Source organism: Agromyces protaetiae, from assembly GCF_004135405.1.
Lineage (GTDB): Bacteria > Actinomycetota > Actinomycetes > Actinomycetales > Microbacteriaceae > Agromyces > Agromyces protaetiae.
In genome coordinates this window covers 2,283,048-2,307,853 of sequence record NZ_CP035491.1, presented here as the reverse complement: position 1 = coordinate 2,307,853, position 24,806 = coordinate 2,283,048, and the positions used below count along the sequence as shown (strand labels likewise).

The window sequence follows — 24,806 nt, the reverse complement described above, 5'->3', positions numbered from 1 at the left end:
CGCGCCTATTCCAGGATGACGTGGCGGGTCGTCAGAGCGCCGCTTGCGACTCCCGCATCGTCGCGGGGTCGATCTCCTGGATCTGCACGACGACGCCGTCGGGGTCGGTGACGCGAAGGCTCCGCCCGAAGTCCTCCCCCGCGAGTTCGTATGCGTAGCCGCCGGCGGCGAGCCTCGCCGCGACCTCCTCGAGCTTCTCGTCGGTCGCGAACGCGAGTTCGACCGCGCCCGGCGCGCGGCCCTTCGAGGCGGCTGCGTCATGGAGGCCCACGGCGCCGGCGGCGGCGTCGAGCTGCGCCCACACGGGCACGCTCGCTTCGGGCAGGTAATCAAGGCCGAGTCCTTCGTAGAAGCGGCGAGACGCCTCGACGTCGGCGACGTAGCGGATCGTGAGCGCGGTGAGCATGACCCCAGGATGCCGCGAATGCGCGACGCCGACCAGTGCCGACACCCCGGGTCATCCCGCGCTTTCGCCGCCCTCGCCGTGCACGTGCACGCGTTCGCCGACGCGGCTCAGGAGGTTGATGACCTCGGCGGGCCCCGTCGTCGCGCTCACGAACCCGTGCGGTTTGCGGGTGTCGAACTCGGCCGCCTCGCCGGGCTGCAGCACGAGTTCGTCGTCGCCGATCGCGAGCCGGATGCTGCCGCTCAGCACGTAGATCCAGTCGTACCCCTCGTGCACGCGCCGCGGCACCGCGCCTTCCGGCGGATGCCCGGGCAGCACGATCTTGAACGCGTGCACGTCGGGGTTGTGCCTCGTGAGCGGCACGATCGCCTTGCCGTCGCGGTAGAAGGGCTTCGGGTGGATGCGCGCGTCGGCGATCTGCGGCGCACCGACGAGGTCGTCGAGGCTCGCGCCGTAGGCGGCGGCGAGGCGGATGAGGAGGTCGAGCGTCGGACGGCGGAGCCCCGACTCGAGCCGCGAGAGGGTGCTGACCGAGATGCCGGTCTCGGTCGAGAGTTCGGCGAGCGTGCGCCCCTTCCGGGCGCGCAGCGCGCGTAGCCGGTCGGCGACGCCGCCCAGCACGAGGTCGATGGCGTCGTCCTGCATGGTCGTTCTCCTCATTCGGATGTCTCGGTGCCGAGCCTCGCCGCGCGTTGCCGTTTCCGCAAGCCCCGTTGCCGTTGTTGCGGACCGGTCGTCGCGCTGGATCCCACCAGGCCGGCACGAGACATCCCCTCACCACGCCGCCTCCGACCACGAAAGCGAGACGCCATGAACGCCGCACCCTCGACCCACATCCGCGCCGTGATCACCTGGATCGCGATCTTCCCGCTCGTCGCCCTGGGCATGACCGCCATCGCCCCGATCTCGGCCGACTGGCACCCCGTGCTGCGCGCGCTTGTGCTGACGCTCGTCGTCGTACCGGTCGCCGTGTACCTCGTCGTGCCGCAGCTCTTCCGCGGCTACGCCGCGATCATGCGTCGACGCGCACGCGCCTGACGCTCGCACCTCGACTCGCGACGCGCCCTCGCGAGGAAAGCGCCTCGGCACCCGAGACCGCGAGCGCGACGGCGGGTACTACGGTTGACAGAATGCTGCACACCGCGCCGAGCCGCTTCCGGCTCGCACGGCCGACCCGCGCCGAGACCGCCCTGCTGCTCCTGACCGTCGTGTGGGGCTCGACGTTCCTCATCGTCCACATCGCCGTGCAGTACAGCGGGCCGTGGTTCTTCGTGGGCGTGCGCTTCCTCGCGGCGGGACTCATCTCGGCGCTCGTCTTCCATCGCGCGCTCCGCGGCATGCGCCTGCGCGACCTCGGTGCGGGCGCCGCGATCGGCGTCATGATCTTCCTCGGCTACGGGCTGCAGACCGCGGGACTGCAGACGATCGACTCGAGCACGTCGGCGTTCCTCACGGCGCTCTACGTGCCGCTCGTGCCGCTCCTGCAGTGGGTCGTGTTCCGGAAGCGGCCGAACCTGCCCGTGCTCGTCGGCGTGACGCTCGCCTTCGTCGGGCTCGTGCTCCTCGCCGACCCCGGCGCGGTCGATTTCGGCTTCGGCCCCGGCGAGACGCTCACGCTCGTCTCGACGCTGCCGATCGCGGGCGAGATCATCCTCATCAGCGTCTTCGCGGGCCGCGTCGACCTCGGGCGCGTCACCGTCGTGCAACTGCTCGTCGCAGGCATCCTCTCGATGTCGACGATGCCGCTCGTCGGCGAGACCGTGCCCGCGTTCTCGTGGATCTGGCTCGTGTGCGCCGTCGGGCTGGGGACTGCGAGCGCCGCCATCCAACTCACGATGAATTGGGCGCAGCAGACCGTCTCCCCCACCAAGGCGACCATCATCTACGCGGGCGAGCCCGTGTGGGCCGGCGTGATCGGTCGCCTCGCGGGCGACCGGCTGCCGCCCATCGCGATCCTCGGCGCACTCCTCATCGTCGCCGGGTCGGTCGTGAGCGAGTTGAAGCCCGCGAAGAAGACGGATGCCTCGGAGGCGGACACCTCGGGCGCATCGGATGCCTCGGGCGACGCCCCGATGCATCCACTCGTCTCGTCGGATGCGACCGCGACCGGCCTTCAGGCGCCGACCGCTCGGGTCGACGCCTGAAGACTCCGTTCAGAGGAGAGAGATCCGCAGGGTGCGGATGCGTTCTCCGTCGATCGTGAAGCGGTACCGGAACGAGAGCGGGCTCTGGGGGTAGTCGCCGTGCGCTCTCGCCACGAGCTCGACCTCCGGCCCGAACGCATACTCGCGCAGGAGTTCGTGCTCGATCGGCGGCGTCGCCGCGAACCAGCGGCGGATGGCCCGGGCGCCGATGTGGCGCTCGTTCTCGTCCTCGACGGACCCGAGGTCGGCGAAGAGCGCGGCGAGCGATCGCGCGTCGTGCGCGGCCATCGCCTCCATCGCCTTCGCGACCACGGGGTGCTCGGACGTCGTGCTGTTGCGGTTCATGCTGCCGCTTCCTTTCCGCTCGGAGTCGATTCGAGCGCTTGTGCGATCTCCTCCTCGAGGAGGGAGATGTTGATCTGCGTCGCGGACTGGACGCCCGCCGCGACGGCGAGCGGGACGAGCGACTTGAGATCGGCGACGTTCCCGATCGCCCAGACCCCGTCGACGCTCGTCCGACCGGTCGGGTCGGTCGTGACGACCTGCCCCATGGGGGTCTCGTGGATGTCGCATCCGAGCCCCGTGAGCAGTGCGTCCGACGGGCTCGGGCGGGCGCCGACGAACAGCCTGGCGACGTCGTGCTCGCCGTCGCTCGTCCGGACCCGGAGTTCGCCGGGCCCTCCGACGACCTCGATCGCGGGGGGTGCGACGCGGATCCCGCGCGCGGCGAACGCTCGGAGCTCGGCGTCTGCGATGCCGGCTTCCGCGGCGCCGAACACCGTGAGGTCGGCCGTCCACTGCCGGAGCAGCTGCGCCTGGTTCCGGCTCATCGGCGAGGTGGCGACGACGCCGAGGGGCCGGTCGCGGACCTCCCAGCCGTCGCAGTAGGGGCACATCACCGCGTCGGTCCCCCAGCGCTCTGCGAGGCCGGGGATCGCGGGAAGGTCGTCGACCAACCCTGTGGCGACGATCACCCGCCTCGCAAGGACGTCGTAGGCGCCGCGGAGGAGGAACCCTCCCTCGACCTGTTCGATCGCGATCACGTCGCCGTCGAGGATCTGCACGCCGTATCCGCGCGCCTCCTTCCGACCGCGTTCGAGGAACTCCGCCGGGGACATGCCGTCGCGTCCGAGCACGCCGTGCAGGTGCGGTGCGCGCCGGTTGCGCGGTCGTCCGCCGTCGATGACGACGGTCGACCGGCGGGCGCGGCCGAGGACGAGCGCGGCGCTGAGGCCGGCAGGGCCTCCGCCGACGATGCCGACGTCGACGGTGCGGAGCGCGGGTCGGACATGGTGTGCGCCGTCGGCCGTCGTGAAGTATTCGTTCATGGGTGGATCGCTTTCCGTGGTTCGATTTCTGTGGTTCGTCTTCTGCGGTTCGGTTTCTGCGGTCAGCCGCCGTAGCGGCGCACGTCGTTCACACGCTGCAACGCCTCCCTCCATCGCGCGTCCGCTCCCTCGTCGAATCGCCGCCGCTCGCGCTTCGGGCGGCGGGGCGGCGGCGTCCTCGGGACGAACCCCCGCTGCTCGGGGACGGTCCAGCCGAAGCGCATCGAGGCGAGGCGAACGCCCGCCGTGAGCGCGACACCCGCGGCGGCTGCGAGCGGGACGTCCACGCCCCAGGCGACGAGCACGACGAGCAGTGTGCTCCCGGCACCCGCGGCGAGGGCATAGAACGAGCCGACGTGCAGGAACGCGATCGGAAGCCCCATCGAGACGTCGCGGAGGATCGACCCGCCGACCGCCGAGAGGATGCCGACGGCGATCGCGGGCAGCGCCGGGAGGCCGGCCGCGAGCGCCTTCGACGTGCCGATCGCGCCGAAGAGCCCGATCACGACGGCGTCGAGCGCGTCGATCGCGGCGTGCCCGCGTGAGAGCGTCCGTTCGACGGCCATGCCGAGGAGTGCCGCAGCCGCCGCGACGAACACGTACCAACTGCTTCGGAACACCGCCGGGAGCGTGTCGAGCAGCAGGTCGCGCAGGAGGCTCCCCCGAGCGCCACCCCGATGCCGATGATGACCACTCCGAGCATGTCGATGCGGCGGTGCCTGAACGCGCCGGCGAACATCGCGCCCTGGAGCGCGCCGAGGCCGACGGCGAGGAGTTCCGCCCAGAGCGGGAGCTGGAACGGGATGAGCATTGCTGGAATCCTCCGATGCGTGATGGATGGCTCGGGCTCGGCGCCGAACGCACGAAGGAGCCTCCTGCGGGCGCTCGGCCCGCTGAAGGCTCCCTCGTCGGAGCGTTCGGATTCGGCTCAGCCGACGGTCTGGAGCGCGCCGGCCGTGGCGAGCGCAGCCTCCTGGATAAGGCTCGCCACCGCGTCGGGCGCCGAGACCGAGACCGCGTGCGAGGCCTCGATCTCGACCGTCGTCGACTTCGCGCGCGCCGACATGAACCGCATGGAGTCGGCCGGGATCGCGAGGTCCTGCAGCGTCACGAGGCTCCACGAGGGGATGTCCTTCCATGCCGCGCGCGACGCTCGGTCCCCGAGGGCGCTCGCCGCGATCGGTCGCTGGGTGGCGGCCATCAGAGCGGTCGTCGCCTCGGGGACGTCGGCGGCGAAGACCCGGCGGAACTCCGCGTCGTCGATGTACAGATCGGTGCCCGAGCCGCTCGAGGTGGGGAACGGCACCTCGACGAGTGCCGGGCCGAGCTCGCCGCCGGGGTACTTCGCGGCCAGCTCCCCCGTGCTCTCCCCGACGTCGAGCTGGAAGCTCGCGATGTACACGAGCGCTCGCACGTCGGCCGCGCCCGTCTCGGTCTCGCCGATGACGCTGCCGCCGTAGGAGTGGCCGACGAGGACGACGGGGCCGTCGATGCTCGCGATCACGCTCTGCAGGTACTCGGCGTCGTGGCGGAGGCCGCGCAGCGGGTTGGCCACGGCGATCGTGCGGTAGCCCTCGCGGTGGAGCGACTCGATGACGCCGTTCCAGCTGGCGGACTCGGCGAATGCGCCGTGCACGAGGACGACGGTCGGCTTCGCGGTGTTCGTGGACATGGTGGTTCCTTTCGATTCGTCCCCGAGGCGGATGTCCCGGGGTCCCCCGTGAGCTCGAAAATCGCTCACGTGGATTGGAACGAGTATTGCTAGCAATATATTGCATACCTGAGGAAGTTTCCGGAACTCGGGACGATTGGTCACGCGGTGGTCGCCGGACGTTCACCGATGAAACGCCGAGTCCGGCAGTTGACGAAGGCCCGCGAGTGTGTGGAATATATTGCATGCCGATACCAATGGATGCTCCGGCAGTCGACCGCACACTGCTCCGCGACGACGTGTTCCGACGACTTCGGGACGCGATCACCGACGGCACGTTCGCGCCCGGCGAGCAGCTCAAAGACAGCGAGCTCGCCGCCTGGCTCGGCGTCAGCCGCACCCCGGTGCGCGAAGCGCTCCTTCGGCTCGCTCAGGGCGGACTCGTCGTCGCACAGCCGGGCAAGTCGACCTGCGTGAGCACCATCGACCTGCGTGCCGTACGCGACGCGCGCGACGTCGTCGCCGCCATGCACGAACTGGCCGTCCGGGAGTCGGCCCGGAGCCTGACCTCGGGCGACCTCGCGAAGATGCGGGAGGCGAACGCCCGCTTCGGCGAAGCCCTCGAGACGGGCGACGTCGAGGCTGCGCTGCACGCCGACGACGAACTGCACGCCGTGCCGGTCGCGATCGCGGCGAATCGCGCCGTCGAGGTCGTGCTCGACCAGTTCACCCCGGTCGTCCGCCGCGCGGAGCGCCTTCGATTCACCTCGCTCGGCGGCGCCGCATCGGTCGAACGCCACGAGCTGCTCATCGGCCTGTGCGAACGGGGCGACGCCGAAGGCGCGGCATCCGTCGCCTTCGACACCTGGCACACGCTGCCCGCGTCCTGACCGCCCGGCGGATCGACGCCGGACGCCCCCGGCGCCCGCGGAGTAGCGTTGCGTCGACGAGGAAAGGCTCCGAGATGCGCGAAACGACCGTGACCCTCACGACCGCCGACGGCGAGTGCCCCGTGCACGTGTTCGCCCCCGACGACGGCGCGAAGCATCCGGGCGTCATCATGTACACCGACGCCTTCGGCATCCGCCCGGCCTCGCTCGCGATGGGCCGCCGCCTCGCCGAGCACGGCTACGTCGTGCTCGTGCCCGACGTCTTCTACCGGATCGGCGAGTACGGCCCGTTCGACCCCGAAGCGGTGTTCGCGGGAGAGAACCCGATGGCGACCCTCGCGCCCATGCTGGCGGCCACCGACACGCACCGGGCCGCCCTCGACAGCAGCGCGTTCCTCGACTACCTCGCCTCCCGCGCCGACGTCTCGGGCACCGAGGTCGGGGTGACCGGCTACTGCATGGGCGGCGCGCTCGCACTCACCGTCGCCGGCACCTACCCCGACCGGGTCGGCGCCGCTGCCGCCTTCCATACCGGGCGGATCGTCGGCGAGTCCGAGCTCAGCCCGAGTCGCGTCATCCCGAACATCCGGGGGCGCGTGTACGTCGCCGGAGCCGACCGCGACCCCGGCTACCCGCCGCACATGGCAAAAGACCTCGACCGGCTCCTCACCGACGCTGGCGTCGACCACCGGCTCGAGATCTACCCCGACGCCAAGCACGGGTTCACCCAGCCCGACTCCGCTGTCTACGACGAAGCGTCCGCCGAGCGCCACTGGCGCGAACTCTTCGCCCTCTTCGACGAGACGCTGAAGGCCGACGCCTGACGTCGCGCCGACACGGCGCGAGCGGGCCCGCGGCTCTGGCGCGGACCGGCACGCCTCCGCCAAGATGTCGTGCAGCGGCACGGCGGCACGTGCCGACATGCGACGGAGAGGTCGGGCGATGGCAGCAGGTGACGAGCGAGGCATCCGGTCGACCGTGAAGCCGACCCTGAACGCCCTCGCCGACCTGGCACGCCCGACCTCCCGCGGCACCCGCATCGTCGGCATCGTCGCGGTGTCGGTGCTCGTGCTCGCCGGCAGCGCGCTCGCGGTCACCGCGGTCGTCGTCGCGGACCACGATCGCCGTGTCGCACTCGAACGCGCCGCACTCGCCGAGGCCGCCGCGAACGAAGCGGCAGCAGAGGCCGCTGCGGTACTCGCCGAATCCCGGGAGCACGGGGCCGAGGTCAACGCAGGCTTCGACGGATTCACGAGATCGCTCGCCGGCGCCGTGGACGCCGACGCCGCCGCTGCGTTCGAACGCGCGCGCGTCGCGCTCGCGGAGGCGCTCGTCGACGGCGGCGCCGACGACGTGTCACGCGCCATCGGCGCACTCGACGACGCACTCGCCGCCCTCGCCGCGAGCGCCGGACCGCACGCCGAGACGCTCCTCGCGGCGAGCCCGCTCGCCGACCAGACGTCGAAGGACGCGCTCACGACCATCCTCGCCGACCTCGGGCGAGCAGAAGACGTCAAGGCGTCGCTCGCCCGCGTGAAGTCCGCGGTCGACGCGGTCGTCGCGGCCCAGTCCGTAGGACAGGCGGCAGCCGACGCGGCCGCTGCCGAGGCAGCCCGCCAGTCGTCCGGAGACTCAGGAGGCTCGGCGGGCCCGTGGGAACCGTCGGGCCAGCCGTGGGGCCTCTCGATCATCCCCGCGCCCGGCGCGGGCATCGGCCCCGCCGTGACCGGCATGTGGCCCATCGAACCCCTCCAGGACTGCGGCGAGTACCCGGCCGGGCAGACCATCCACTTCGGCATCGGCTGGCAGGCGCGCGAGGGCAACGCCGTCGAGATCTCCTACGCGTTCAGCGATTCGCCCTCCCCGATGACGAGCGGCTTCACCGTGCTCGCGTCGGGGCTTCCGAGTACGGGAACCGCGTGGGTCCCGCAGGTCTGTCCCGTCGGCCCCGGCGTCATGCCGAACATGACGGTGAAGATCTCGGCGAGCATCCCGGGACAGGTCTGGAACGCGTACTACTTCAGCGGCTGAACGGCGTGACGCTCACAGCGTCGAGACCAGGCGGACCGACACCGTGCAGCTCAGCGAACGGGATCGAGGAAGCGCAGCACCGATCCGTCGCCCACGATGTGCTCGCTGAGCGCGGCGTTGAACGGGACGCCCGCCGGGTCGGCGAGGTGCGCCCGGAACGCGGCCTCGTCGACGTACCGCTCGTACACGACGAAGTCGTGGTCGTCGTCGACGCCGGTGAAGGGCTCGAAGACGAGCGTGCCGGGGTCGGCGCGCACGTGGTCGGCGAACCCGGCGATGAGCTCGGCCACGACGACCCGATGGCCCGGGCGTGCCGTGAAGGTCGCGATGAGGGTGACGGTCATGCTCGGCTCCAGGCGAGGTAGGCGGCGGGGTTGTCCACGAGGATCGTCGTCGTGAGGGCGTCGCCGAGGCGCGCGCGGACGCGCCGCAGATGGCGATCGCCGAGGTAGGCGAGCCCGGGCATCCCGCCGTACGCGGCGAAGCTCGACCGGCGCGCGACGTCGCCGCCGAGGAGCACCCGATCGCCGTGCCCCGCCTCGACGACCGCGGCGAGGCAGTCGAGGAGCACCGACTCGGGGTGGTCGCGATAGCGCGCGGCGCCGTCGTACCCGAGGTAGGCGCCGGCGGCGGCGATCTCGGCGTGGAGTCCCGCGTCGGGGTTGCGATCGGCGTGCGCGATCGCGACGCGCGTCGCCGCGACTCCGGATGCCTCGAGCAGCCCGAGCAGTTCGGGCACGGCGCTCGCCCGCTCGGTGTGCACCATCACGGGCGCTCCCGTGACGAGGTGGGCCGCCGCCGCCGCTTCGAGCGCGGCCCGCTCGGTCGTCGAGATCCGCCAGTAGTCGATGCCCGTCTTGATGAGGCCGGCTCGGACGGGGCGACCGTCGATGAGGGCCGGCGCCGGGGCATCCGTGACGCCGTACTCGTCGTCGGACGCCGCGATGCCGACCGTCAACTCGCGCTCGAAGACCGCAGCGAGGTCGAGCGCGTCGAGCCGACCGCCGCCCGCATAGTGCGCGTCGCGGTGCCGGCCCGTCGCCGCGACGATCGCGCCGCGCGTGCGCGCCGCGATCGTCGCGAGCGCCCCGGGGCGGCGTCCCAGCCCGATGGGCGTCGCATCGACGATCCCGTCGAACCCGCTCCGCAGGAACGCCGCGAACTCGGCCTCGCTCGCGGCCGGATCGTCGAGGTCTTCGCCGGGAAGGATGGGCGACCGGTGGAACAGGTGCTCGTGGTAGTCGATCGCGCCGAGTGTCGACGGTTCGACGTCGCCGAGCACCGTGCGGACCAGACCGGTCGCCTCCGTCACCGCACCGACTCCGCGATCGCCGCGAGCTCGTCGACCGTGCCTGACGTCATCGGGACGTCGAACACCTCGGCGACGACCTGCGACCACCCGTGGATGAAGTACACCCAGCCGTCGGCGACCGTGAGCGAGCGCGCAGCCTCCTGAGCCCGTGCCTGGTGCAGGAACTCGAGGCTGCCGCGGTAGTTGAACTCCCACACAACGGCGCGCTCGGGGAAGACGACCGAGTCGTCGAGCGGCGATCCCGGACGGTCCTTGCCGAGCCCCGTCGCGTTGACGACGACGGCGCCCGCGCCCGCCGCCGAAACGAACGCGCTCGCGTCGGCGGCGGGGTCCGCCGGGTCGAGCAGTCGGTAGCGGAACAGCTCGGGGTCGAGGCCGCCGCGCTCGTGGATCGTGCGCGCATGGTCGAGGCTCGCCTGGCGGAGCGCCGTGAGCGTCACGACCCGCGGTCGGTCGGCGCGGTGCGCGAGGTACCAGCTGAGCGCGACGCCCGACCCGCCCGCGCCGAGGATGACGACCTCGGCATCGGTCGATGCGAAGTAGTCGTCGGGGATGATCGCCTCGAGCGCGAGGCCTGCAGTGATGGGGTCCTTCGCGTGACCGAGGAGCTGCCCGTCGCGCTTCGAGATCGACGAGACCTCGCCGCACGCGCGGCCGAAGTCGTCGACGGCATCGAACAGGCCGCCCGCGGCGTCGAAGAGCCGCACCTTGTGGGTCGTGACGAGCGCGCCGGCCTGGGCGGGGTCGTCGCGGATCTCCTCCACGACGCCGACGTAGGCGTCGTCGGTCGCGTCGAGCGGCAGGTCGAAGCCCCGGAGCTCCCGAGACGGCAGCCCCAGGTGGTCGGCCCACAGCGGGAAGACCTTCTGGATCGACGAGTGGCGCGTGTCGACGCCGACGAATCCCATACGTCCGGTCGCGATCACGCGCGGACCTCCTTCGTGAGTACGGCTGATCGTGCTGTGCGGTACGCGGCGATGAATTCCGCCGCGCGCTCGGTGACGGCGTCCCAGCGACCCACGGCGAGGTCGGCCGACGACACGAGGTCGCCGCCCGCACCGACGGCAACGACGCCCGCAGAGACCCAGTCGCCGACGTTCGACGCCGACACTCCCCCGGTCGGCATGAACGGCGTCGTCGGGAACGGGCCTGTCAGATTGCGGATGACGGCGGGGCCGAACAGTCCCGCAGGGAAGACCTTGACGACGTCGGCGCCGTGCGCCTCGGCGGTCATGACCTCGGTGGGCGTGAGCGCGCCGATCATGGTCGTGAGGCCGGTCGCGCGCATCGCGGCCGCGAGGTCGGGAGCGAACCCGGGCGAGACGAGGAAGCGGGCGCCGGCCGCGGCCGCCTCGGCGACCTGCTCGGGCGTGCGGAGCGTGCCGGCGCCGAGGAGCACACCGTCGCCGAACTCGACGTCGACGCGTCGGATGGCGTCCGCGGCGCCGGGCGTGGTGTACGTGATCTCGATGCCCGTCACCCCTCCCGCGACGAGGGCGCGCACGCCCTCGACTGCGGCGTCTGCGGAGTGGGCGCGGATGACGGCGATGACGCCGACTTCGGCGAGCGTCTCGATGGGGATCTTCATGGGAGGACCTTCTGCGAATCTGCGTGGGCCGGCGCCGGTGCGGGCGCTGCGACGGGGGTGACGGGGCCGAGACCTGCCAGGACGGCGAGCACGTTGTCGACGGCGCCTTCGCCCATGCGGTCGATCGCCTGGACGGTCTGGGCGCCGAGGTGCGGCGTGACGAGGACGCGATCGGCGAGATCGGCCGCGAGGAGCGGGCTCGCCGGGACGTCTGCGCACCCCGCGACGTCGGCGCTCGACGTGACGGTCGCCGTCTCGACGTCGAGCGTGTCGCCCGCGTACGACGCGACGCGACCATCGCGCAGCGCCTCGGCGAGCGCGGCCTCGTCGACGAGGTCGGCCCGGGCGGTGTTGACGAGGGCGAGATCGCGCGCATTCGCGAGCCAGTCGGCGTCGACGATGCGACGACCTCCCGGCGCATGGAGCGACACCGCGTCGCACACGGCGAGCTCGGCGACCTCGTGTGCGCGGCGGACTCCCGCGGGCAACGTCGCGTCGTCGGGGAGGAACGGGTCGAACGCGACGACGGATGCCCCGAGTGCGCGCGCGCGGTCGGCGAAGAGCCGGCCGATCCGGCCGAAGCCCGCGACGCCCACCGTGAGGGAGGAGACCTCTCGTCCGCGGATCGCCGCCCAGTCGCCGCGGCGGACCGCGTGGTCGCCCGCGCCGACGGTGCGGAGGGACGCGAGCAGAAGCGCGAGGGCGAGGTCGGCGACCGACTCGGAGTTCGCGCCGGGCGTGTTCGTCACGGCGATGCCGCGGCGTTCGGCCGCCGCGACGTCGACGGCGTCGAACCCGACGCCGTACCGCGCGATGACCCGCAGGGCGGGCGCGGCGTCGATGAGCGCGGCGGTGACGGGCGCCGTGCCCGCGATCCACGCGGATGCCTCGGACAGCACGGGTGCAAGCGTTTCGAGGTCGTGGCGGGTGTCGCCGCGGACGACGCGGTGGCCGGCTTCGAGGAGTCGCCGCTCGAGGTCGATCGCGCCGCTCGAGAACGACCGGCTCGTGACGAGGACGGTGGCGCCGCTCATCGAGCAGACTCGGCGGCGCGGTCGGCCGCACGTGCCGCGTTCCACGGCTCGAGGGTCCGGTAGGCGTCGAGGAATGCGTCGTGGCGGGCACGGTACTCGGCACGACGCGCGGGATCGGGCTGGAACTCTGCCGTGACCTCCGACAGCGACCGCGATGCGCCGAGGTCGGCGATGACGCCGGCGCCGACTCCCGCGACGACCGCGGCCCCGAGGCTGTTGCCCTCGTCGACGATCGTGCGGCGGCGCACGGTCGCGCCCCACATGTCGGCCATGAGCTGGAGCCATGCGTCGGAGTTCGCGCCGCCGCCGATCGCGTCGACGCGGTCGACCGGCGCGCCCGCCTCGCGGAACGCGTCGACGCACGTCAGCAGGTTGAACGCGACGCCCTCGAGCACCGCGCGGACGAGGTGCGACCGATCGTGGTGCCGGGCGAGGCCGACGAACGCACCGCGTGCGTCGGGATCCCAGTACGGCGACCGCTCGCCGAGGAGGTGCGGCAGGAAGTAGAGGCCGTCGCCCGAGGCGCTCGCGGTGCTCGCGTCACCGACGAGCCGGTCGAACGTCGACCCGTCGGCGTCGGGCTCGAGGAGTTCGGCGATCCACTGGAGCGATCCGCCGCCGGCCTGCATCGTCGCCGTCGGCACGTACCGGCCGGGGACGACGTGCGTGAACGACATCGTCCGCATGAGCGGGTCGTGGAGCGGGCGATCGGCCGACATCGACACCCACGACGACGTGCCGAGGTAGGCGTACGCGCCGTCCTCGGGCGCGACGATCCCTGTACCGAGCGCCGCCATCGGGCCGTCGCCGCCGCCCATGACCACGACGGTCGACGTGCTGAGCCCGAGCGCGTCCGCGGCGTCGGGGCGAAGCGCGCCGACGACCTCGGTCGACGGCACGATCTCGGGGAAGAGCTCGCGCGCGACGCCCGCCGCGTCGAGGATCTCGTCGGACCACTCCCCCGCGAGCTGGTCGAACGCGTTCGTGCTCGAGGCATCCGACGGATCGGTCAGCAGGCGCCCCGTGAGCCGGTGCACGACGAAGTCCTTCGCGAGGCAGATATGCCTGACGCGCCGGAACTCGTCGGGACGCCGGTCGGCGAGCCACATGACCTTCGAAATCGAATAGGTCGGGTTCAGCCGGTGGCCCGTGATCGCGTAGCCGCGCTCCATGCCGACGGCCTCGACGAGACGGTCGCACTGCTCGGTGCTCCGCGTGTCGGCCCAGATCATCGACGGCACGACCGGGCGGTAGTCCTCGTCGAGGTACACCGCGCCCATCATCTGGCCGCTGATGCCGATCGCCGTGACCGCGAGCGCGTCGGCGCCGTCGTGCGCGAGGAGCTTGCGGGTCGCGGCGACGACCGCCTCCCACCAGTCCTCGGGGTTCTGCTCGGCGACGCCGCCCGAGGCGAAATTGCTGCCGTAGCGCACCGTGACCGCGGCGAGGAGTCGCCCGTCGTCGTCATGCAGCGACGCCTTGTTCCCGGTCGTCCCGAGGTCGTGCGCGATGATCATCGTTCCACCCCTGCCGTCTCGCGCTCCGCGCGGGGCGCGTCCGAGGCATCCGCACCGACGCGTTCGCCGGACGTGTCCGCTCCATCTTCCTCTTCCGAGCGCGCCGTGAACTTGGCCTTGAGGCCCGGGAGCGACTTCGGAAGCTGGTCGACCGCGACCGCGACGAGGATGAGCGCGCCGATCGCGATCTGGAGCCAGAACGGGTCGATGCCGAGCAGGCTGCCGCCGTTGTTGAGCATGCCGACGATGAGCGCGCCGATGAGCGCGCCGACCGCCGTGCCGCGGGCGCCGAAGAGGCTCGCACCGCCGATGACGCACGCCGCGATCGCCTGGAGCTCGTACCCCGCGCCCGCCGTCGGGACGCCGTTGTTGAGACGAGAGGCGAGCAGGATGCCGCCGAGTGCGGCGAGGAGGCCCGAGGCCATGTACACGCTCACGAGCACCGACTTCACGGGGACGCCCGAGAGGCGAGCCGACTCGGCGTTCGAGCCGACGGCGTGCACGTACCGCCCCCACGACGTCTTCGCGAGGACGACGGAGGCGATCACGACGACGAGCACCGTCACGATGATGAGGTTCGACACGCCGAAGACGTCGCCGCCCGCGAGCTCCTCGAACTGCTCGGGAAGGGGCTGGATGGTCCGGCCGCCCGAGAGCAGCAGCGCGACACCGCGCGCGATGCCCATCATGCCGAGGCTCGCGATGAACGGCGGGATGCGGAGCACCGCGACGAGGAGGCCCGTGATGAGCCCGCACAGGGCGCCCGCGACGAGCGCCACGCCGACCGCGAACCAGATCGGGCCGGCCCCGGTCGTCTCGTAGACCGTCTGCGCGACGACGATGCCGGTCAACCCGACGATCGAGCCCACGGCGAGGTCGATGCCGCCGGTCAGGATGACGAGCAGCTGGCCGATCGCGATGATCGCGTAGATCGAGACCTGCCGGCCCAGGCTGTCGAGGTTCGCGGGCGTGAGGAATGTGTCGGTCGTGAGGGCGAGCACCACGGCCAGGACGAAGACGATCGCGAATCCGCTCGCGTTCGCCGTGAAGAAGCGAGTGGCGGCGTTGCCACGAGATCTCTCAGACATGTTCGGACTCCGGGACTTCAGTCGATTGCGGTGACCGAGGTGGTCACGTCTTCAGGGGCGAATGCGTGGGCGGTGTCGATGCTCGCGAGCTGCATGATCGACTCCTCCGTGGCATCCGCTGCGGGAACGTCGGCGACGACCTTGTGGTCTTTGACGACGAGGATGCGATCGCACAGCCCGAGCAGTTCGGGCAGGTACGACGACACGACGAGGAAGCCCATCCCGGCGTCGGCCATGTCGGCGATCGCACGGTAGATGTCGGCCTTGGCGCCGACGTCGACGCCCTTGGTCGGCTCGTCGAGGAGCAGCGTCTTCGCGCCGAGTCCCATCCAACGGGCCAACAGGACCTTCTGCTGATTGCCGCCCGAGAGCGAGGTGATGGGATCGTCGAGCGAGTGGTACTTCACGCGGAGTCCGCGGAGTGCATCGGCGACGTAGCGGTCGATCCGGCCCCGGCTGAGCCATCCGCCCGCTTCGAGGCGACGGTACCCCGCGACCGAGATGTTCTCGCGGATCGACAGGTCGGGGAAGATGCCCGACTCCTTCCGGTCCTCCGTGAGGAGGCCGATGCCCGATGCCGACGCCGTGCCCGGCCGCGAGACATCCGCCCTCGTGCCGCCGACGAAGACCTCGCCGCCGGAGTTCGGGTCGGCGCCGAACGCCGCACGGAGGATCTCGCTGCGGCCGCTGCCGAGGAGACCGGCGACGCCGACGATCTCGCCCGCGCGAACCGTGATCGAGACGGGTGCGCGGTACCCGACCACGCCGAGTTCGCGCAGTTCGAGCACGGGCTCGCCGGGCGACGGCCGACGTGCCGGGTAGAGGTCTTCGAGGTTCCGCCCGACCATCGCCTCGACGAGCGACTCGGGCGTGTACGCCGACATGGGCTTCGTCTCGACGAGCGTGCCATCGCGGAGGACGGTCACGCGGTCGCCGATCTCGAACATCTCCTCGATGCGGTGCGTGACGTAGAGGACGCCGATGCCCTGGTCGCGGAGCGCCGAGATGCGTCGGAGGAGGTCGGCCGCCTCCCGCTCGGAAAGCGCCGTCGTGGGCTCGTCGAAGATGACGAAGTCGGTCTTGTGGCCGAGCACGCGGGCGATCTCGACGAGCTGGCGGGTCGCCGTCGGGAGGTCCTGCACAAGGGCGTGGAGCGAGAGCTCCTCGAGGCCCACCCGGCGGAGGTGCTCGCGCGCCTCCTTGCTGTTCCGCGCGCCGCGGAGGAAGCCGCCGACGGTCGAGAACGCCCCCATGAGCAGGTTGTCGAGCACGCTCAGCTCGGGGAAGAGGCTGAGCTCCTGATACACGACCCCGACGCCGCGGTCGCGCATGTACGTGGGCGAGACCTGCACCGGCACGACGTCGCCGCCGACGGCCACCTCGCCGTCGGTGCGCGACACCGCGCCCGTCAGGATCTTGATGAGCGTCGACTTGCCGGCGCCGTTCTCGCCCGCGAGGCAATGCACCTCGCCGGGGAGGAAGTCGATCGAGACGGAGTCGAGCGCGCGCACGGCGCCGTACGACTTCGAGACCGAACGAAGACTCACCAAGGGCGTCGCCCCGGAGCCTCGAGGCTCCGAGGCGACGCTGGTCGTGATGGTGGAACCCATGGGGATCAGTCGCCCGATTCCTTGGCGGGGTTGAGCAGCGACTGCAGGGCGGCGTCTTCGACGTTGTCGGGGCCGACGAGCACGGCGCCCGGGTCGAGGTTCACCGGCGGCTGGCTCCCGGCGACGGCCATGGCTGCCTCGACGACCCCCTGGTAGCCGAAGAAGAACGGGTTCTGCACGACGATCGCGCCGATGATGCCGTCCTTGACGGCGTCGACCTCTGCCGGGTCGGAGTCGAACGCGACGACCTGGACCGTCGAGCCCTTGAAGGCCGAGACGGCACGAGCGGCACCCGTGCCCGACGTGTTGTTGTCGGCGAAGACGCCCGCGAGGTCGGGGTTGGCGTTGATGACGTCGGTGACCTGGCTGACGGCCTTGTTGAGGTCGTTGTCGTTCACGAGCGTCTGGATGATCTCGGCGTCGGGGCAGGTCGCCTTGAGACCGGCCGCGAAACCGTCGTAACGGTCGACGAGCACCTGCTGGCCCGAGGCTGCGGATTCGTGCAGGATCTTGCCGTCGGCGTTGCCCTGCGCGGTGATGAGCTCGCACATCTTCTCGCCGGCCTGCTGGCCGGCCTTGATGTTGTCGGTGCCGATGAAGCCGTCGGAGGCCGTGGTGACGGCGTTGTCGACGACGATCACCTTGATGCCGGCGTCGCGCGCCTTCTCGATGACCGAGTTGAGCGCGGTCGACGAGTTCGAGGCGAGGACGATGGCGTCGACCTGGCGCGTGATCGAGTCCTCGACCATTGCGACCTGCTGGTCGATGTCGGTCTCGGCCGTCGGGCCCGTGAGCTTGATGTCGATGCCGAGGTCCGTGCCCGCGGCCTTCGAGCCGGCGAGCATCGACTGCCAGAAGTCGCTCTGGGTCGCCTTGGTGATGACGTCGATCTTCGTGCCGGCGACACCGGTCTCACCGGCCGCGGAGGCCGACGAGTCGCCGCCTCCGAAGATGAAGCGGCCGGCGACGAGGCCGACGAGCAGGGCGACGACCGCCGTGATGACGATCACCACCGTGGAACGAGCACTCCGTGCTTGCGCCATTGGGAAACTCCTTTGTTCACATGGTTGGGGTGTTGGTGGAGCGTGCGGTTCGGGCGATGCCCGGGTTCAGCCGAGGGTGAGGGCCGGCTGCGGGTACGAACGGAGCTCTGCGCCGGCGGCGCCGGCGTAGACGCGCGCGCCGAAGCCGTGCTCGAGCACCCATCCGTAGTCGTGCCCTGCGCCGCCGGGGTAGACGGCGAGGAAGCTGTAGTCGTCGTTCGAACCGACGTTGACGCTGCGATGCGCCCAGCCCGGCGGGATGTACCCGATGCGGTCGGGGGTGATCTCGAGGAACTCGATGTCGGTGCCGTCGAACAGCAGGAGGCCGCCCTCGCCCTCGAGGCCGAGGTAGATCTCGCCCTCGGCGACGGGGTGCATGTGGCCCTTGGTGAAGTAGAGCTCGCCTGCCACGTCGCCGGGGCGGATGCGTGTGATCGACTGCGGCAGTTCGGTGGCGGTCTCGGGCACGGGCGACGAGGCGACCGTGTAGACGATCGGGTCGCCGTTGTCGACGTCGGCGCGCCAGGCGGCCTCGTCGGCGAAGAGGCCCTCGAGGTCGGAGAGTCGGCGGGTGAGCACCGGGCCGGCCGGGAGCAGTTCGAGCGACGAGCGGTCGAGCCTGATCGAGAACGGTCGAAGCGGCGGGGCTGCGAAGTCAGCCATGTGGAGATGCTCCTTCGGATCTGCAACGTGGTACGTGATGAATGTAGTCCTGTCATGACAGGTTCGCAACTTGTCACTACATTCTCGGAGACCGCGTTCCGTCGAGGCGTCGGATGTCACGCCCGCACGGCGCGAAGGCGGCGGATGTCACAACGCGCGCCGGAAGAGCGCCCGCGCGTGCGGGCGCTCAGCGCGAGCCTGTGCCGGCTACCGAGACGCCGAGACCGGGTCGGCGATGAGCGACGGGCCCGACGTCACGAAGACGAGCGGCGGAGCCGGGGTGCCGCTCGCCGACCGTGTGAGGTCGACCTCGAACCGGCTCCGGTCGCCGCGGTGGTAGGCGACGAAGCTCTCGACGGGGCGGCCGCCGGCATCACGGCTGACGCTGCGGAGCACCAGGATCGGCGCGCCGACGGGGATCTCGAGCGAGTCGGCCACGGCCTTGCTGGCGATGGCCGCCTCGATCGACCGGTGGCCCGTCGCGAGTCGCACGCCGAAGTCGCGTTCGAGCACGGCATAGAGGGACTGGTCGGTGAAATCGACCTCGAGGAGCCCGGGCGCCACGTCGAACGGCACGTGCGTGACGGTCAGCGCCCACGGCTCGCCGTCGACCTTGCGGAGCCGCTCGATGAGGATCACCGGCTGGAACGCGCCGATCTCGAGGTCGGCGGAGAGCTTCGCGTCGGCCGGGATCACCTCGAGGCGGCGGACGACGCTCACGAGCTCGCTCCCGCGGGCCGCGACGTCTTCGTGGAGGCCCGTGAGCGACTGCGCGAGCCCTTCGGCGACCTTGGGCGCCGCATAGAAGGTGCCCTTGCCCTTGACCCGCTCGATGACGCCCTCGTACTCGAGGTCGGCGAGGGCCTGCCGCACGACCGTGCGGGAGACGCCGTAGCGTTCGCACAGCTCGAAGTCGCCCGGTACGCGATCGCCCGGATGGAAGTCCTCGTCCTGGAAGAACGCGATGAGCGCCTCGCGCAGCTGGTAGTACAGCGGGATCGGCGAACCGCGGTCGAGCTCCTTCATGGCGGCAATTCTACTTGTCATCTTGAGATGACAACATCACATTCGGTCCCGGGTTTTCCGGATTTGCTGCGCACCCGGATCAGATCGAGCCGCCGCGGGCGCCGATCGCGCCGCGGATCGCGGCCGCGAGCGGCACCGGGTCGACATCGTGCCCCTGCCCCTCGAGCACCTCGAACCGGGCGCCCGGCACGGCCCCGGCGAGTGCGCGGGCACCCCATCGCAGGAAGTCGGGCGATGCTCCCCCGGCGAGCGCGAGCGTCGGCGCGGTGATCGCCGCCGCGGCGGAAGGCACGGCGCTGTCGCCCATGACGGCGTCGTCGTAGCCGAGCGTCGGCGCGATGGCGGTCATGCCGGCCCATGCGGGCGACCGCTTCATACCCTCGACGCCCTGCAGCGGCACGCCGACGCGTGCGAGGAACGCTGCCACGGCCGCGTCCCGATCGCCGGCCGCGAGCGCGCGGGTCAGCTCGGCGGTGTAGGCGGATGCCTCGAGGCGGTCCTGCTCGGGCAGGTACGGGGGTTCGAAGACGACGAGGGTCGACACGGCGTCGCCGAGACGGGCGGCCGCGAGCGCGGCGAGCGCACCTCCCGACGACATCCCGAAGAGTGCGGCGCGACCGCCCACCGCGTCGACGAGCGCTGCGAGGTCGTCGATCTCACGGTCGATCGCATACGGCAGGGTGTCGCCGCTGCGCCCGCGCCCGCGTCGGTCGTAGAGCACCGCGGAGCATCCGGTCTTCGTGGCCGATCCCACCAGTTCGGCCGCAAGAGCGCGCATGGGGCCCGAGTCGCGGAAGCACATCGCGCCGTCGACGAGGACGACCGCGGGGCCTTCGCCGACGACCTCGTACGCGACGCGGGTGCCGTCGGCGGACACGAGTTCGGTCATCGGGGTGCTCCGTCCGGTCGGCCTTCGCGTGTTCGCGCCGTGGCGAGCAGCGCTTCGAGCTGGTCGAGCGCGCGGGACATCCCGCCTTCGACGCCGCGCGCGAGCGCCCTCGCGGCTTCGTCTTCGGAGACGTGCTCGACGTCGATGAGGAGGAGCGTGCCGGGACCGTCGTCGTCGCCGTCGGCGACGAACTCGACGGTCGTGCGGGCGGCCGGGCGGTCCGCGGTGGGCGCGCCCGAGGCATCGGCGGATGTCTCGGTGAACACGATCCTCGTGGCGGGTTCGATCTCGTCGAAGACCGCGCGCGACCGGTATTCGACACCGGACGCCGCGGACCGCAGCCGGTAGAGCCACTCCCCGCCCGGCCGGAAGTCGAGGGCGCTTTCGACGATCGGGCACTCGGGCGGGCCCCACCAGCGGGCGAGCGTGTCGGGGTCGGCGAAGGCTGCGAAGAGCCGCTCGGGCGCCTGCCGATAGCGTCGGCGGAAGGAGAGTCCGGTCGGTCGCCGGATGACGGTCGTGTCGGTCATGCGCCCGCGTCCTCGTCTTCCGCTCGGAGCACCGCGTCGAGGCGGTCGAGGCGCCCCATCCAGAGCGACTCGAACCGCCGCGACCACTCGGCGAGCCGCGCGAAGCCGTCGGGGTCGAGGCTGCAGCGGCGCGTCTGCGCCTCGACGTGCCGGGTCACGAACCCGGCCTTCTGCAGCACGTTGAGGTGCTTCGACATCGACGGCAGGGAGACCCCGAGGTCGCCTGCGAGATCGGATACCGTCGCATCGGCGCCTCGGAGCCGTTCGAGGATGCGAATTCGCACGGGGTCGGCGAGGGCTGAGAACGACGCGCTCGCAGAGACATACGCCTTGTTTCCGCTCTCGGCAATTTCCACAAGAGGAAACTAACCTCGATCGCCGGGTGCGTCAAGGCCGCCGGTACACCCCGTACCACCACGTGGCCGCGAGCTCCCACGCGAAGGAGGCGTCCTCGGCGGGATCACGCCGCATGATGTGGTCGACGATCGCGTGCTGTCCGGCGACGACGATCAACCGACCCGAGATCTCGGCGTCCACGGAGCCGGGCGTTCGTCCTGCGTCGCGCTCGGCGTCGATCCCCGCGACGGTCGAGCCGACGAACCGCGAGAGCTGCTCGCCCCAGAACTCACGGACGGCGCCGTCGTACGTCGAGACTTCGGCGATCGCACGCAGCACGCTCGAATGCTCTCGGAACACGGCGACGACGCGAACGAAGGTCTGAGCGAGAGCGTCGAAACCGTCGTCCGGCGCCCAGGCCGAGGTGAGGTCGAACGACTCGCCCATGGTCCCGACGGCGAGGCGCATGAGCAGATCCGCCTTGTCTTCGAAGTGCGCGTAGAAGGTCGACCGAGCGACCTGGGCCTCGGCGGCGATCTGCTGCACGCCGAGTTCTGTGAAGCTCATGCCTTGATCGAGCAGTCGCCGCGTCGCTGCGAACACGTCGGCTTCGACCTGGGCTCGTCGGCCCGAGCTCTCGGACGGGCGCCTCGTGATCGATGGCATTCGCGCTCCTGACTGACGTCGTCGTGCTCGTCGGGCGGATCACCTGAAGGGTACTACACAGCGTCCGGACATGATGTAGCCTCACATTCGGACACGGTGTCCGACACAGTGTCCGACTCTGTTGAATCGAAAGGAACACACCATGCCCTACTCTCCGATCGCCGCGACTCGCGAGTTCGCCGTCCAGCACCCCACCGGGCGCCGCATCCAGGCCTACGAAGCGGGAGATCCGACCGGTGAGCTCGTGATCATGCACCACGGAACTCCGGGATCCGGGACGATCTACCGGCCGTGGGCCGACGACGCGCTCGCACGGGGCATCCGTCTCGTCGCCTACGACCGACCGGGTTTCGGCGGGTCGGACGAGGACCCGGGCCGCTCGGTCGCGCGCGTGGCATCCGACACCGCCGCCGTCGCCGACGCCCTCGGCGTCGAGAAGTTCCGCTGCTGGGGGCCCTCGGGCGGCGGCCCGCACGCGCTCGCGTGCGCCGCACTCCTCCCCGACCGGGTCGTCGCGGTCGCCGCCGTCGCGTCCCTCGCACCGTGGGACGCTCCCGGTCTCGACTGGCTGAACGGCATGGGGGCCACGAACGCCGACGGCTTCGTCATCGCGTCCGAAAGCGTGCAGGCTCTCAGAGAGCGTCTGGAGCGGTCGGTGGCCGACGACCACGCCGAAAGCTTCGAGAGCATCTCCCCCGCCGTCGACGTCCAACTCCTCGAGGGTGAGATCGGGACCTGGATCTCGGCCGCAATGGCGCGAGGCCTGACGCACGGTATCGAGGGCTGGATCGACGACCTCCTGGCCTTCGTCCGCGACTGGGAGTTCGACGTCGAGTCCATCACGGCTCCGACCCTCGTCCTCCACGGGCGGCAGGACCTGTCGGTTCCCGTCGCTCACGGCGAGTGGCTCGCCGACCGGATCCCCGGCGCGACGCGACTCATCACCGGCGACGGCCACGCGAGCGCCGTCCTCCGCATCGGGGCCGACGTGCACGCCTGGCTCATGGCGCAGCCGGCCTGACGCGGCCCGTACCAGCGGCCCGTACAGGCGGCCCGTACCTGCGGCCCGTACCGGCCGCCCGCCACCGGCCGCGCTGGATCGGCCGCTCGGAGCCCGACGCCGAGGGGGCCCGCTCGACGAGCGGGCCCCCTCCGTGTGCGGCCGGACATCCGGTCGCTCCGCCGACCGATCACCCGCCCGCGCTCGCAGCCTCCTTGATGAGCCGCGCCGTCGTGTACGCGTGCGACACGAACCCGGCGTGCGACGCGTCGATCTCGACGGTGTGCGAACCGGCCCGCTCGGCGAAGAACCGCTCCGCGACGGGCGAGATCGCCTTGTCGCGGCTCGACACCTGGTACCAGCTCGGAACAGTGCGCCACGCGGGCGCACCCGAGGGCTCTTCGAACACCGAGAGCGCGACGGGCCGCTGCCGGACCGCCATCTTCGTCGTGAGCTGCGCCGGCAGGTCGGCCGCGAAGATCGCCGCGAAACGGTCGGGGTCGATGCTCGCCTCGAGTCCGCCGGGATACGGGCGCACGACGAGCGCCTCGGGGCTCAGGAGGGCGCCGGGGTAGGCCACCGGGTCCGCGAACTTCCCGAGCGGTTCGCCTTCGTCGGGCACGAAGGCCGCGATGAAGACGAGCGCGGTGACGTTCGCGTTGTCCGTGGCGGCATTCGTGATGACCGCGCCGCCGTAGGAGTGGCCGACGAGCACGAGCGGTCCCGTCAGGGTGTCGAGGATGCTTCGCAGGTACGCGGTATCGGACGCGAGTCCGCGCAGGGGGTTCGCGAGCGCCAGCACGGGGAACCCGTCCTGCTGCAGTTCGCCGATCACGTCGTCCCAGCCGCTGCCGTCGGCGAAGGCGCCGTGGACGAGCACGACCGTGGGCTTCGCCCCGGTCGTCGAGTGTGCGTTGTTCATGAGGATGTCCTTTCGTTGCGTCGAGGGGTCGACGTCGGATATTGCGGATGTGTCGTGGGTGCCGCGTGCTCGAGGTTCATCGCGCGGCATTCGCCGCCGACTCGATGAGCTCCGCGGTCGCGCGTTCGTGCGAGATGAACGCGGCGTGGGAGGCCTCGACCTCGACGGTCTCCGATCCGGCGCGGTCGGCGAAGAATCGCTGTGCCGCCGGCGAGATCGCCTTGTCCTCGGTGGAGACCTGGTACCAGCTCGGGATGTCCCGCCAGGCCGCCGGGCCCGACGGCTCGCCGAACACCGTGCTCGCGACGGGCCGCTGGCGGGTCGCCAGATTGGCGGTCACGTCGGTCGGCAGGTCGGCGGCGAAGATCTCGCCGAACCGATCGGGATCGATGCTCACTTCGTCTTCACCGTCGGGCGACGGTCGGTGCACGAGCGAGTCGGGGCCGAGGAGTGCACCCGGGTACGCTTCGGGATCGGCGAACTGGCCGAGCACCTCCCCCTCGTCGGGCACGAACGCCGCGACGTAGACGAGCGCCGCGACATCCGGGTCGCCGGTGGCGGCGTTGGTGATGACGGCGCCGCCGTAGGAGTGCCCGACGAGCACGAGCGGACCGTCGATCGTGTCGAGGACGCCACGGAGGTATGCGCTGTCCTTCCCGAGTCCGCGCAGCGGGTTCGCGACCGCGAGCACGGGGTAGCCGCCGTCGCGCAAGCGATCGATGACCCCCTCCCACCCGCTCGCATCCGCGAACGCCCCGTGCACGAGCACGATCGTGGGATGCTCCGCGGAACCGCCGGCCGGGTCGGGGGTCTCGGTCGGCGGGTCCGCCGAGGATGTGCCCGTCGTGCACGCCGACAGGGCGAGTGTCGCCGCGGCGGCGAGCGAGAATGCCGCTGCCGCGATCTTGGATGTGGCGTTCATGGCCGTACTCCTCTTCGTGGGCCACCACCCGCCGGGAGCACGATCGCGTCGAAGAAGTCGGCAGTCGATGCAGGGGTGTGCGCGGCTTCGGCGCCATCGACTCCCGGAGGGCGGTGGGGGGATCGCCCGGGTTGCGGGCAACCGTAGTCCGACACTCTCGTCAACCGTCAGCTGCAGACGCGCTCGACTTCACGGTCGAATCTTTACACT

Annotated in this window: 29 protein-coding genes; 6 read left to right on the top strand and 23 right to left on the bottom strand. The window is 71.2% G+C overall.

All coding sequences use genetic code 11. From position 1 onward, the window contains the following. Positions 1 to 31 precede the first annotated feature (31 nt). The gene (locus ET445_RS10740) at positions 32 to 406 is read right to left on the bottom strand and encodes a VOC family protein (RefSeq protein WP_129191229.1); all 375 of its coding nucleotides are present in this window, start codon (positions 404 to 406) and stop codon (positions 32 to 34) included. A 51-nt stretch (positions 407 to 457) separates the two neighbouring features. Further along, positions 458 to 1,051 carry a helix-turn-helix domain-containing protein gene (locus ET445_RS10735; RefSeq protein ID WP_129191228.1) on the bottom strand — a complete coding sequence of 198 codons (594 nt, stop codon included), beginning with the start codon at positions 1,049 to 1,051 and terminating at the stop codon, positions 458 to 460. Between the two features lie 165 nt (positions 1,052 to 1,216). On the opposite strand from ET445_RS10735, the gene ET445_RS10730 reads away from it, so the two are divergent. Both ET445_RS10730 and ET445_RS10725 read left to right on the top strand, forming a co-directional pair. Beyond that, positions 1,217 to 1,444, top strand: coding sequence for a hypothetical protein (locus ET445_RS10730; protein WP_129191227.1), 228 nt, complete (start codon positions 1,217 to 1,219; stop codon positions 1,442 to 1,444). A 92-nt stretch (positions 1,445 to 1,536) separates the two neighbouring features. Continuing rightward, positions 1,537 to 2,550: a DMT family transporter gene (locus ET445_RS10725; protein WP_129191226.1), complete on the top strand. Its 1,014-nt coding sequence runs from the start codon at positions 1,537 to 1,539 to the stop codon at positions 2,548 to 2,550. A 9-nt stretch (positions 2,551 to 2,559) separates the two neighbouring features. Here the strand turns inward: ET445_RS10725 and ET445_RS10720 are convergent, their stop codons facing one another. From ET445_RS10720 to ET445_RS10705, 4 genes are all read right to left on the bottom strand, one after another. Next, on the bottom strand, positions 2,560 to 2,895 hold the full coding sequence (locus ET445_RS10720; RefSeq protein ID WP_129191225.1) for a nuclear transport factor 2 family protein: 336 nt from the start codon (positions 2,893 to 2,895) through the stop codon (positions 2,560 to 2,562). Then, complete coding sequence (locus tag ET445_RS10715) at positions 2,892 to 3,878, bottom strand: NAD(P)/FAD-dependent oxidoreductase (protein ID WP_165314380.1); 987 nt, start codon at positions 3,876 to 3,878, stop codon at positions 2,892 to 2,894. Before ET445_RS10715 ends, ET445_RS10720 begins: the two co-directional genes overlap by 4 nt. Before the next feature lie 62 nt (positions 3,879 to 3,940). Then, complete coding sequence (locus ET445_RS10710; protein ID WP_341769701.1) at positions 3,941 to 4,498, bottom strand: trimeric intracellular cation channel family protein; 558 nt, start codon at positions 4,496 to 4,498, stop codon at positions 3,941 to 3,943. 308 nt (positions 4,499 to 4,806) lie between these two features. Further along, on the bottom strand, positions 4,807 to 5,550 hold the full coding sequence (locus tag ET445_RS10705; RefSeq protein ID WP_129191223.1) for an alpha/beta hydrolase: 744 nt from the start codon (positions 5,548 to 5,550) through the stop codon (positions 4,807 to 4,809). Positions 5,551 to 5,786: 236 nt separating this feature from the next. Between ET445_RS10705 and ET445_RS10700 the strand changes: the two genes are divergently transcribed. From ET445_RS10700 to ET445_RS10690, 3 genes are all read left to right on the top strand, one after another. Beyond that, a complete protein-coding gene (locus tag ET445_RS10700) occupies positions 5,787 to 6,419 on the top strand; it encodes a GntR family transcriptional regulator (RefSeq protein WP_243695171.1) in 633 nt (210 codons plus the stop codon). A 74-nt stretch (positions 6,420 to 6,493) separates the two neighbouring features. After that, entirely contained in the window at positions 6,494 to 7,243 is a 750-nt protein-coding gene (locus ET445_RS10695; protein ID WP_129191221.1) for a dienelactone hydrolase family protein, read from the top strand. Positions 7,244 to 7,361: 118 nt separating this feature from the next. Next, complete coding sequence (locus ET445_RS10690) at positions 7,362 to 8,450, top strand: hypothetical protein (RefSeq protein WP_129191220.1); 1,089 nt, start codon at positions 7,362 to 7,364, stop codon at positions 8,448 to 8,450. Between the two features lie 50 nt (positions 8,451 to 8,500). Here the strand turns inward: ET445_RS10690 and ET445_RS10685 are convergent, their stop codons facing one another. From ET445_RS10685 to ET445_RS10615, 15 genes are all read right to left on the bottom strand, one after another. Then, positions 8,501 to 8,794: a putative quinol monooxygenase gene (locus ET445_RS10685; RefSeq protein WP_129191219.1), complete on the bottom strand. Its 294-nt coding sequence runs from the start codon at positions 8,792 to 8,794 to the stop codon at positions 8,501 to 8,503. After that, entirely contained in the window at positions 8,791 to 9,762 is a 972-nt protein-coding gene (locus ET445_RS10680) for a phosphotriesterase family protein (protein ID WP_208008377.1), read from the bottom strand. Before ET445_RS10680 ends, ET445_RS10685 begins: the two co-directional genes overlap by 4 nt. Beyond that, entirely contained in the window at positions 9,759 to 10,688 is a 930-nt protein-coding gene (locus tag ET445_RS10675) for a shikimate dehydrogenase family protein (RefSeq protein WP_243695170.1), read from the bottom strand. The genes ET445_RS10680 and ET445_RS10675 overlap by 4 nt, the downstream gene beginning before the upstream one ends. Next, a complete protein-coding gene (locus ET445_RS10670) occupies positions 10,685 to 11,350 on the bottom strand; it encodes a bifunctional 4-hydroxy-2-oxoglutarate aldolase/2-dehydro-3-deoxy-phosphogluconate aldolase (protein ID WP_129191218.1) in 666 nt (221 codons plus the stop codon). Before ET445_RS10670 ends, ET445_RS10675 begins: the two co-directional genes overlap by 4 nt. Next, the gene (locus ET445_RS10665; protein WP_129191217.1) at positions 11,347 to 12,384 is read right to left on the bottom strand and encodes an NAD(P)-dependent oxidoreductase; all 1,038 of its coding nucleotides are present in this window, start codon (positions 12,382 to 12,384) and stop codon (positions 11,347 to 11,349) included. Before ET445_RS10665 ends, ET445_RS10670 begins: the two co-directional genes overlap by 4 nt. Next, positions 12,381 to 13,901 (bottom strand): xylulokinase, encoded by a 1,521-nt coding sequence (gene xylB / locus ET445_RS10660; protein WP_129191216.1) that lies wholly within the window; start codon positions 13,899 to 13,901, stop codon positions 12,381 to 12,383. The genes ET445_RS10665 and xylB overlap by 4 nt, the downstream gene beginning before the upstream one ends. Next, positions 13,898 to 14,989: an ABC transporter permease gene (locus tag ET445_RS10655; protein ID WP_129191215.1), complete on the bottom strand. Its 1,092-nt coding sequence runs from the start codon at positions 14,987 to 14,989 to the stop codon at positions 13,898 to 13,900. The genes xylB and ET445_RS10655 overlap by 4 nt, the downstream gene beginning before the upstream one ends. A 17-nt stretch (positions 14,990 to 15,006) precedes the next feature. Next, positions 15,007 to 16,536, bottom strand: coding sequence for a sugar ABC transporter ATP-binding protein (locus ET445_RS10650; RefSeq protein WP_208008375.1), 1,530 nt, complete (start codon positions 16,534 to 16,536; stop codon positions 15,007 to 15,009). Positions 16,537 to 16,604: 68 nt separating this feature from the next. Next, complete coding sequence (locus tag ET445_RS10645) at positions 16,605 to 17,642, bottom strand: ABC transporter substrate-binding protein (protein WP_129191213.1); 1,038 nt, start codon at positions 17,640 to 17,642, stop codon at positions 16,605 to 16,607. A gap of 66 nt (positions 17,643 to 17,708) precedes the next feature. Continuing rightward, positions 17,709 to 18,305, bottom strand: coding sequence for a glucose-6-phosphate isomerase family protein (locus ET445_RS10640; protein ID WP_129191212.1), 597 nt, complete (start codon positions 18,303 to 18,305; stop codon positions 17,709 to 17,711). A gap of 207 nt (positions 18,306 to 18,512) precedes the next feature. Continuing rightward, positions 18,513 to 19,331 carry a GntR family transcriptional regulator gene (locus tag ET445_RS10635; protein ID WP_129191211.1) on the bottom strand — a complete coding sequence of 273 codons (819 nt, stop codon included), beginning with the start codon at positions 19,329 to 19,331 and terminating at the stop codon, positions 18,513 to 18,515. 79 nt (positions 19,332 to 19,410) lie between these two features. After that, entirely contained in the window at positions 19,411 to 20,220 is an 810-nt protein-coding gene (locus ET445_RS10630) for an alpha/beta fold hydrolase (RefSeq protein ID WP_129191210.1), read from the bottom strand. Next, positions 20,217 to 20,750, bottom strand: a complete 534-nt coding sequence (locus ET445_RS10625; RefSeq protein WP_129191209.1) for an SRPBCC family protein — start codon at positions 20,748 to 20,750, stop codon at positions 20,217 to 20,219. Before ET445_RS10625 ends, ET445_RS10630 begins: the two co-directional genes overlap by 4 nt. Then, a complete protein-coding gene (locus tag ET445_RS10620) occupies positions 20,747 to 21,106 on the bottom strand; it encodes an ArsR/SmtB family transcription factor (protein WP_129191208.1) in 360 nt (119 codons plus the stop codon). Before ET445_RS10620 ends, ET445_RS10625 begins: the two co-directional genes overlap by 4 nt. A gap of 31 nt (positions 21,107 to 21,137) precedes the next feature. Continuing rightward, positions 21,138 to 21,653, bottom strand: coding sequence for a TetR/AcrR family transcriptional regulator (locus tag ET445_RS10615; protein ID WP_165314379.1), 516 nt, complete (start codon positions 21,651 to 21,653; stop codon positions 21,138 to 21,140). 241 nt (positions 21,654 to 21,894) lie between these two features. Here ET445_RS10615 and ET445_RS10610 point away from each other — a divergent pair, with 241 nt between their 5' ends. Beyond that, the gene (locus ET445_RS10610) at positions 21,895 to 22,773 is read left to right on the top strand and encodes an alpha/beta fold hydrolase (protein WP_129191206.1); all 879 of its coding nucleotides are present in this window, start codon (positions 21,895 to 21,897) and stop codon (positions 22,771 to 22,773) included. A 169-nt stretch (positions 22,774 to 22,942) separates the two neighbouring features. On the opposite strand, the gene ET445_RS10605 is transcribed toward ET445_RS10610, so the two are convergent. Together ET445_RS10605 and ET445_RS10600 are read right to left on the bottom strand one after the other, a co-directional pair. After that, positions 22,943 to 23,674 (bottom strand): alpha/beta fold hydrolase, encoded by a 732-nt coding sequence (locus ET445_RS10605; protein WP_208008373.1) that lies wholly within the window; start codon positions 23,672 to 23,674, stop codon positions 22,943 to 22,945. A gap of 76 nt (positions 23,675 to 23,750) precedes the next feature. Then, positions 23,751 to 24,596, bottom strand: coding sequence for an alpha/beta fold hydrolase (locus ET445_RS10600; RefSeq protein WP_129191204.1), 846 nt, complete (start codon positions 24,594 to 24,596; stop codon positions 23,751 to 23,753). Between the last annotated feature and the right edge of the window lie 210 nt (positions 24,597 to 24,806).

Coding starts and splice junctions, on each gene's coding strand:
- ET445_RS10645 (WP_129191213.1), bottom strand. CDS start 17,642: ATGGCGCAAGCACGGAGTGCTCGTTCCACGGTGGTGATCGTCATCACG.
- ET445_RS10610 (WP_129191206.1), top strand. CDS start 21,895: ATGCCCTACTCTCCGATCGCCGCGACTCGCGAGTTCGCCGTCCAGCAC.
- ET445_RS10690 (WP_129191220.1), top strand. CDS start 7,362: ATGGCAGCAGGTGACGAGCGAGGCATCCGGTCGACCGTGAAGCCGACC.
- ET445_RS10725 (WP_129191226.1), top strand. CDS start 1,537: ATGCTGCACACCGCGCCGAGCCGCTTCCGGCTCGCACGGCCGACCCGC.
- ET445_RS10670 (WP_129191218.1), bottom strand. CDS start 11,350: ATGAAGATCCCCATCGAGACGCTCGCCGAAGTCGGCGTCATCGCCGTC.
- ET445_RS10625 (WP_129191209.1), bottom strand. CDS start 20,750: ATGACCGACACGACCGTCATCCGGCGACCGACCGGACTCTCCTTCCGC.
- ET445_RS10700 (WP_243695171.1), top strand. CDS start 5,787: ATGGATGCTCCGGCAGTCGACCGCACACTGCTCCGCGACGACGTGTTC.
- ET445_RS10600 (WP_129191204.1), bottom strand. CDS start 24,596: ATGAACGCCACATCCAAGATCGCGGCAGCGGCATTCTCGCTCGCCGCC.
- ET445_RS10685 (WP_129191219.1), bottom strand. CDS start 8,794: ATGACCGTCACCCTCATCGCGACCTTCACGGCACGCCCGGGCCATCGG.
- ET445_RS10630 (WP_129191210.1), bottom strand. CDS start 20,220: ATGACCGAACTCGTGTCCGCCGACGGCACCCGCGTCGCGTACGAGGTC.
- ET445_RS10720 (WP_129191225.1), bottom strand. CDS start 2,895: ATGAACCGCAACAGCACGACGTCCGAGCACCCCGTGGTCGCGAAGGCG.
- ET445_RS10640 (WP_129191212.1), bottom strand. CDS start 18,305: ATGGCTGACTTCGCAGCCCCGCCGCTTCGACCGTTCTCGATCAGGCTC.
- ET445_RS10635 (WP_129191211.1), bottom strand. CDS start 19,331: ATGAAGGAGCTCGACCGCGGTTCGCCGATCCCGCTGTACTACCAGCTG.
- ET445_RS10740 (WP_129191229.1), bottom strand. CDS start 406: ATGCTCACCGCGCTCACGATCCGCTACGTCGCCGACGTCGAGGCGTCT.
- ET445_RS10665 (WP_129191217.1), bottom strand. CDS start 12,384: ATGAGCGGCGCCACCGTCCTCGTCACGAGCCGGTCGTTCTCGAGCGGC.
- ET445_RS10605 (WP_208008373.1), bottom strand. CDS start 23,674: ATGAACAACGCACACTCGACGACCGGGGCGAAGCCCACGGTCGTGCTC.
- ET445_RS10715 (WP_165314380.1), bottom strand. CDS start 3,878: ATGAACGAATACTTCACGACGGCCGACGGCGCACACCATGTCCGACCC.
- ET445_RS10615 (WP_165314379.1), bottom strand. CDS start 21,653: ATGAGCTTCACAGAACTCGGCGTGCAGCAGATCGCCGCCGAGGCCCAG.
- ET445_RS10705 (WP_129191223.1), bottom strand. CDS start 5,550: ATGTCCACGAACACCGCGAAGCCGACCGTCGTCCTCGTGCACGGCGCA.
- ET445_RS10735 (WP_129191228.1), bottom strand. CDS start 1,051: ATGCAGGACGACGCCATCGACCTCGTGCTGGGCGGCGTCGCCGACCGG.
- xylB (WP_129191216.1), bottom strand. CDS start 13,901: ATGATCATCGCGCACGACCTCGGGACGACCGGGAACAAGGCGTCGCTG.
- ET445_RS10730 (WP_129191227.1), top strand. CDS start 1,217: ATGAACGCCGCACCCTCGACCCACATCCGCGCCGTGATCACCTGGATC.
- ET445_RS10695 (WP_129191221.1), top strand. CDS start 6,494: ATGCGCGAAACGACCGTGACCCTCACGACCGCCGACGGCGAGTGCCCC.
- ET445_RS10655 (WP_129191215.1), bottom strand. CDS start 14,989: ATGTCTGAGAGATCTCGTGGCAACGCCGCCACTCGCTTCTTCACGGCG.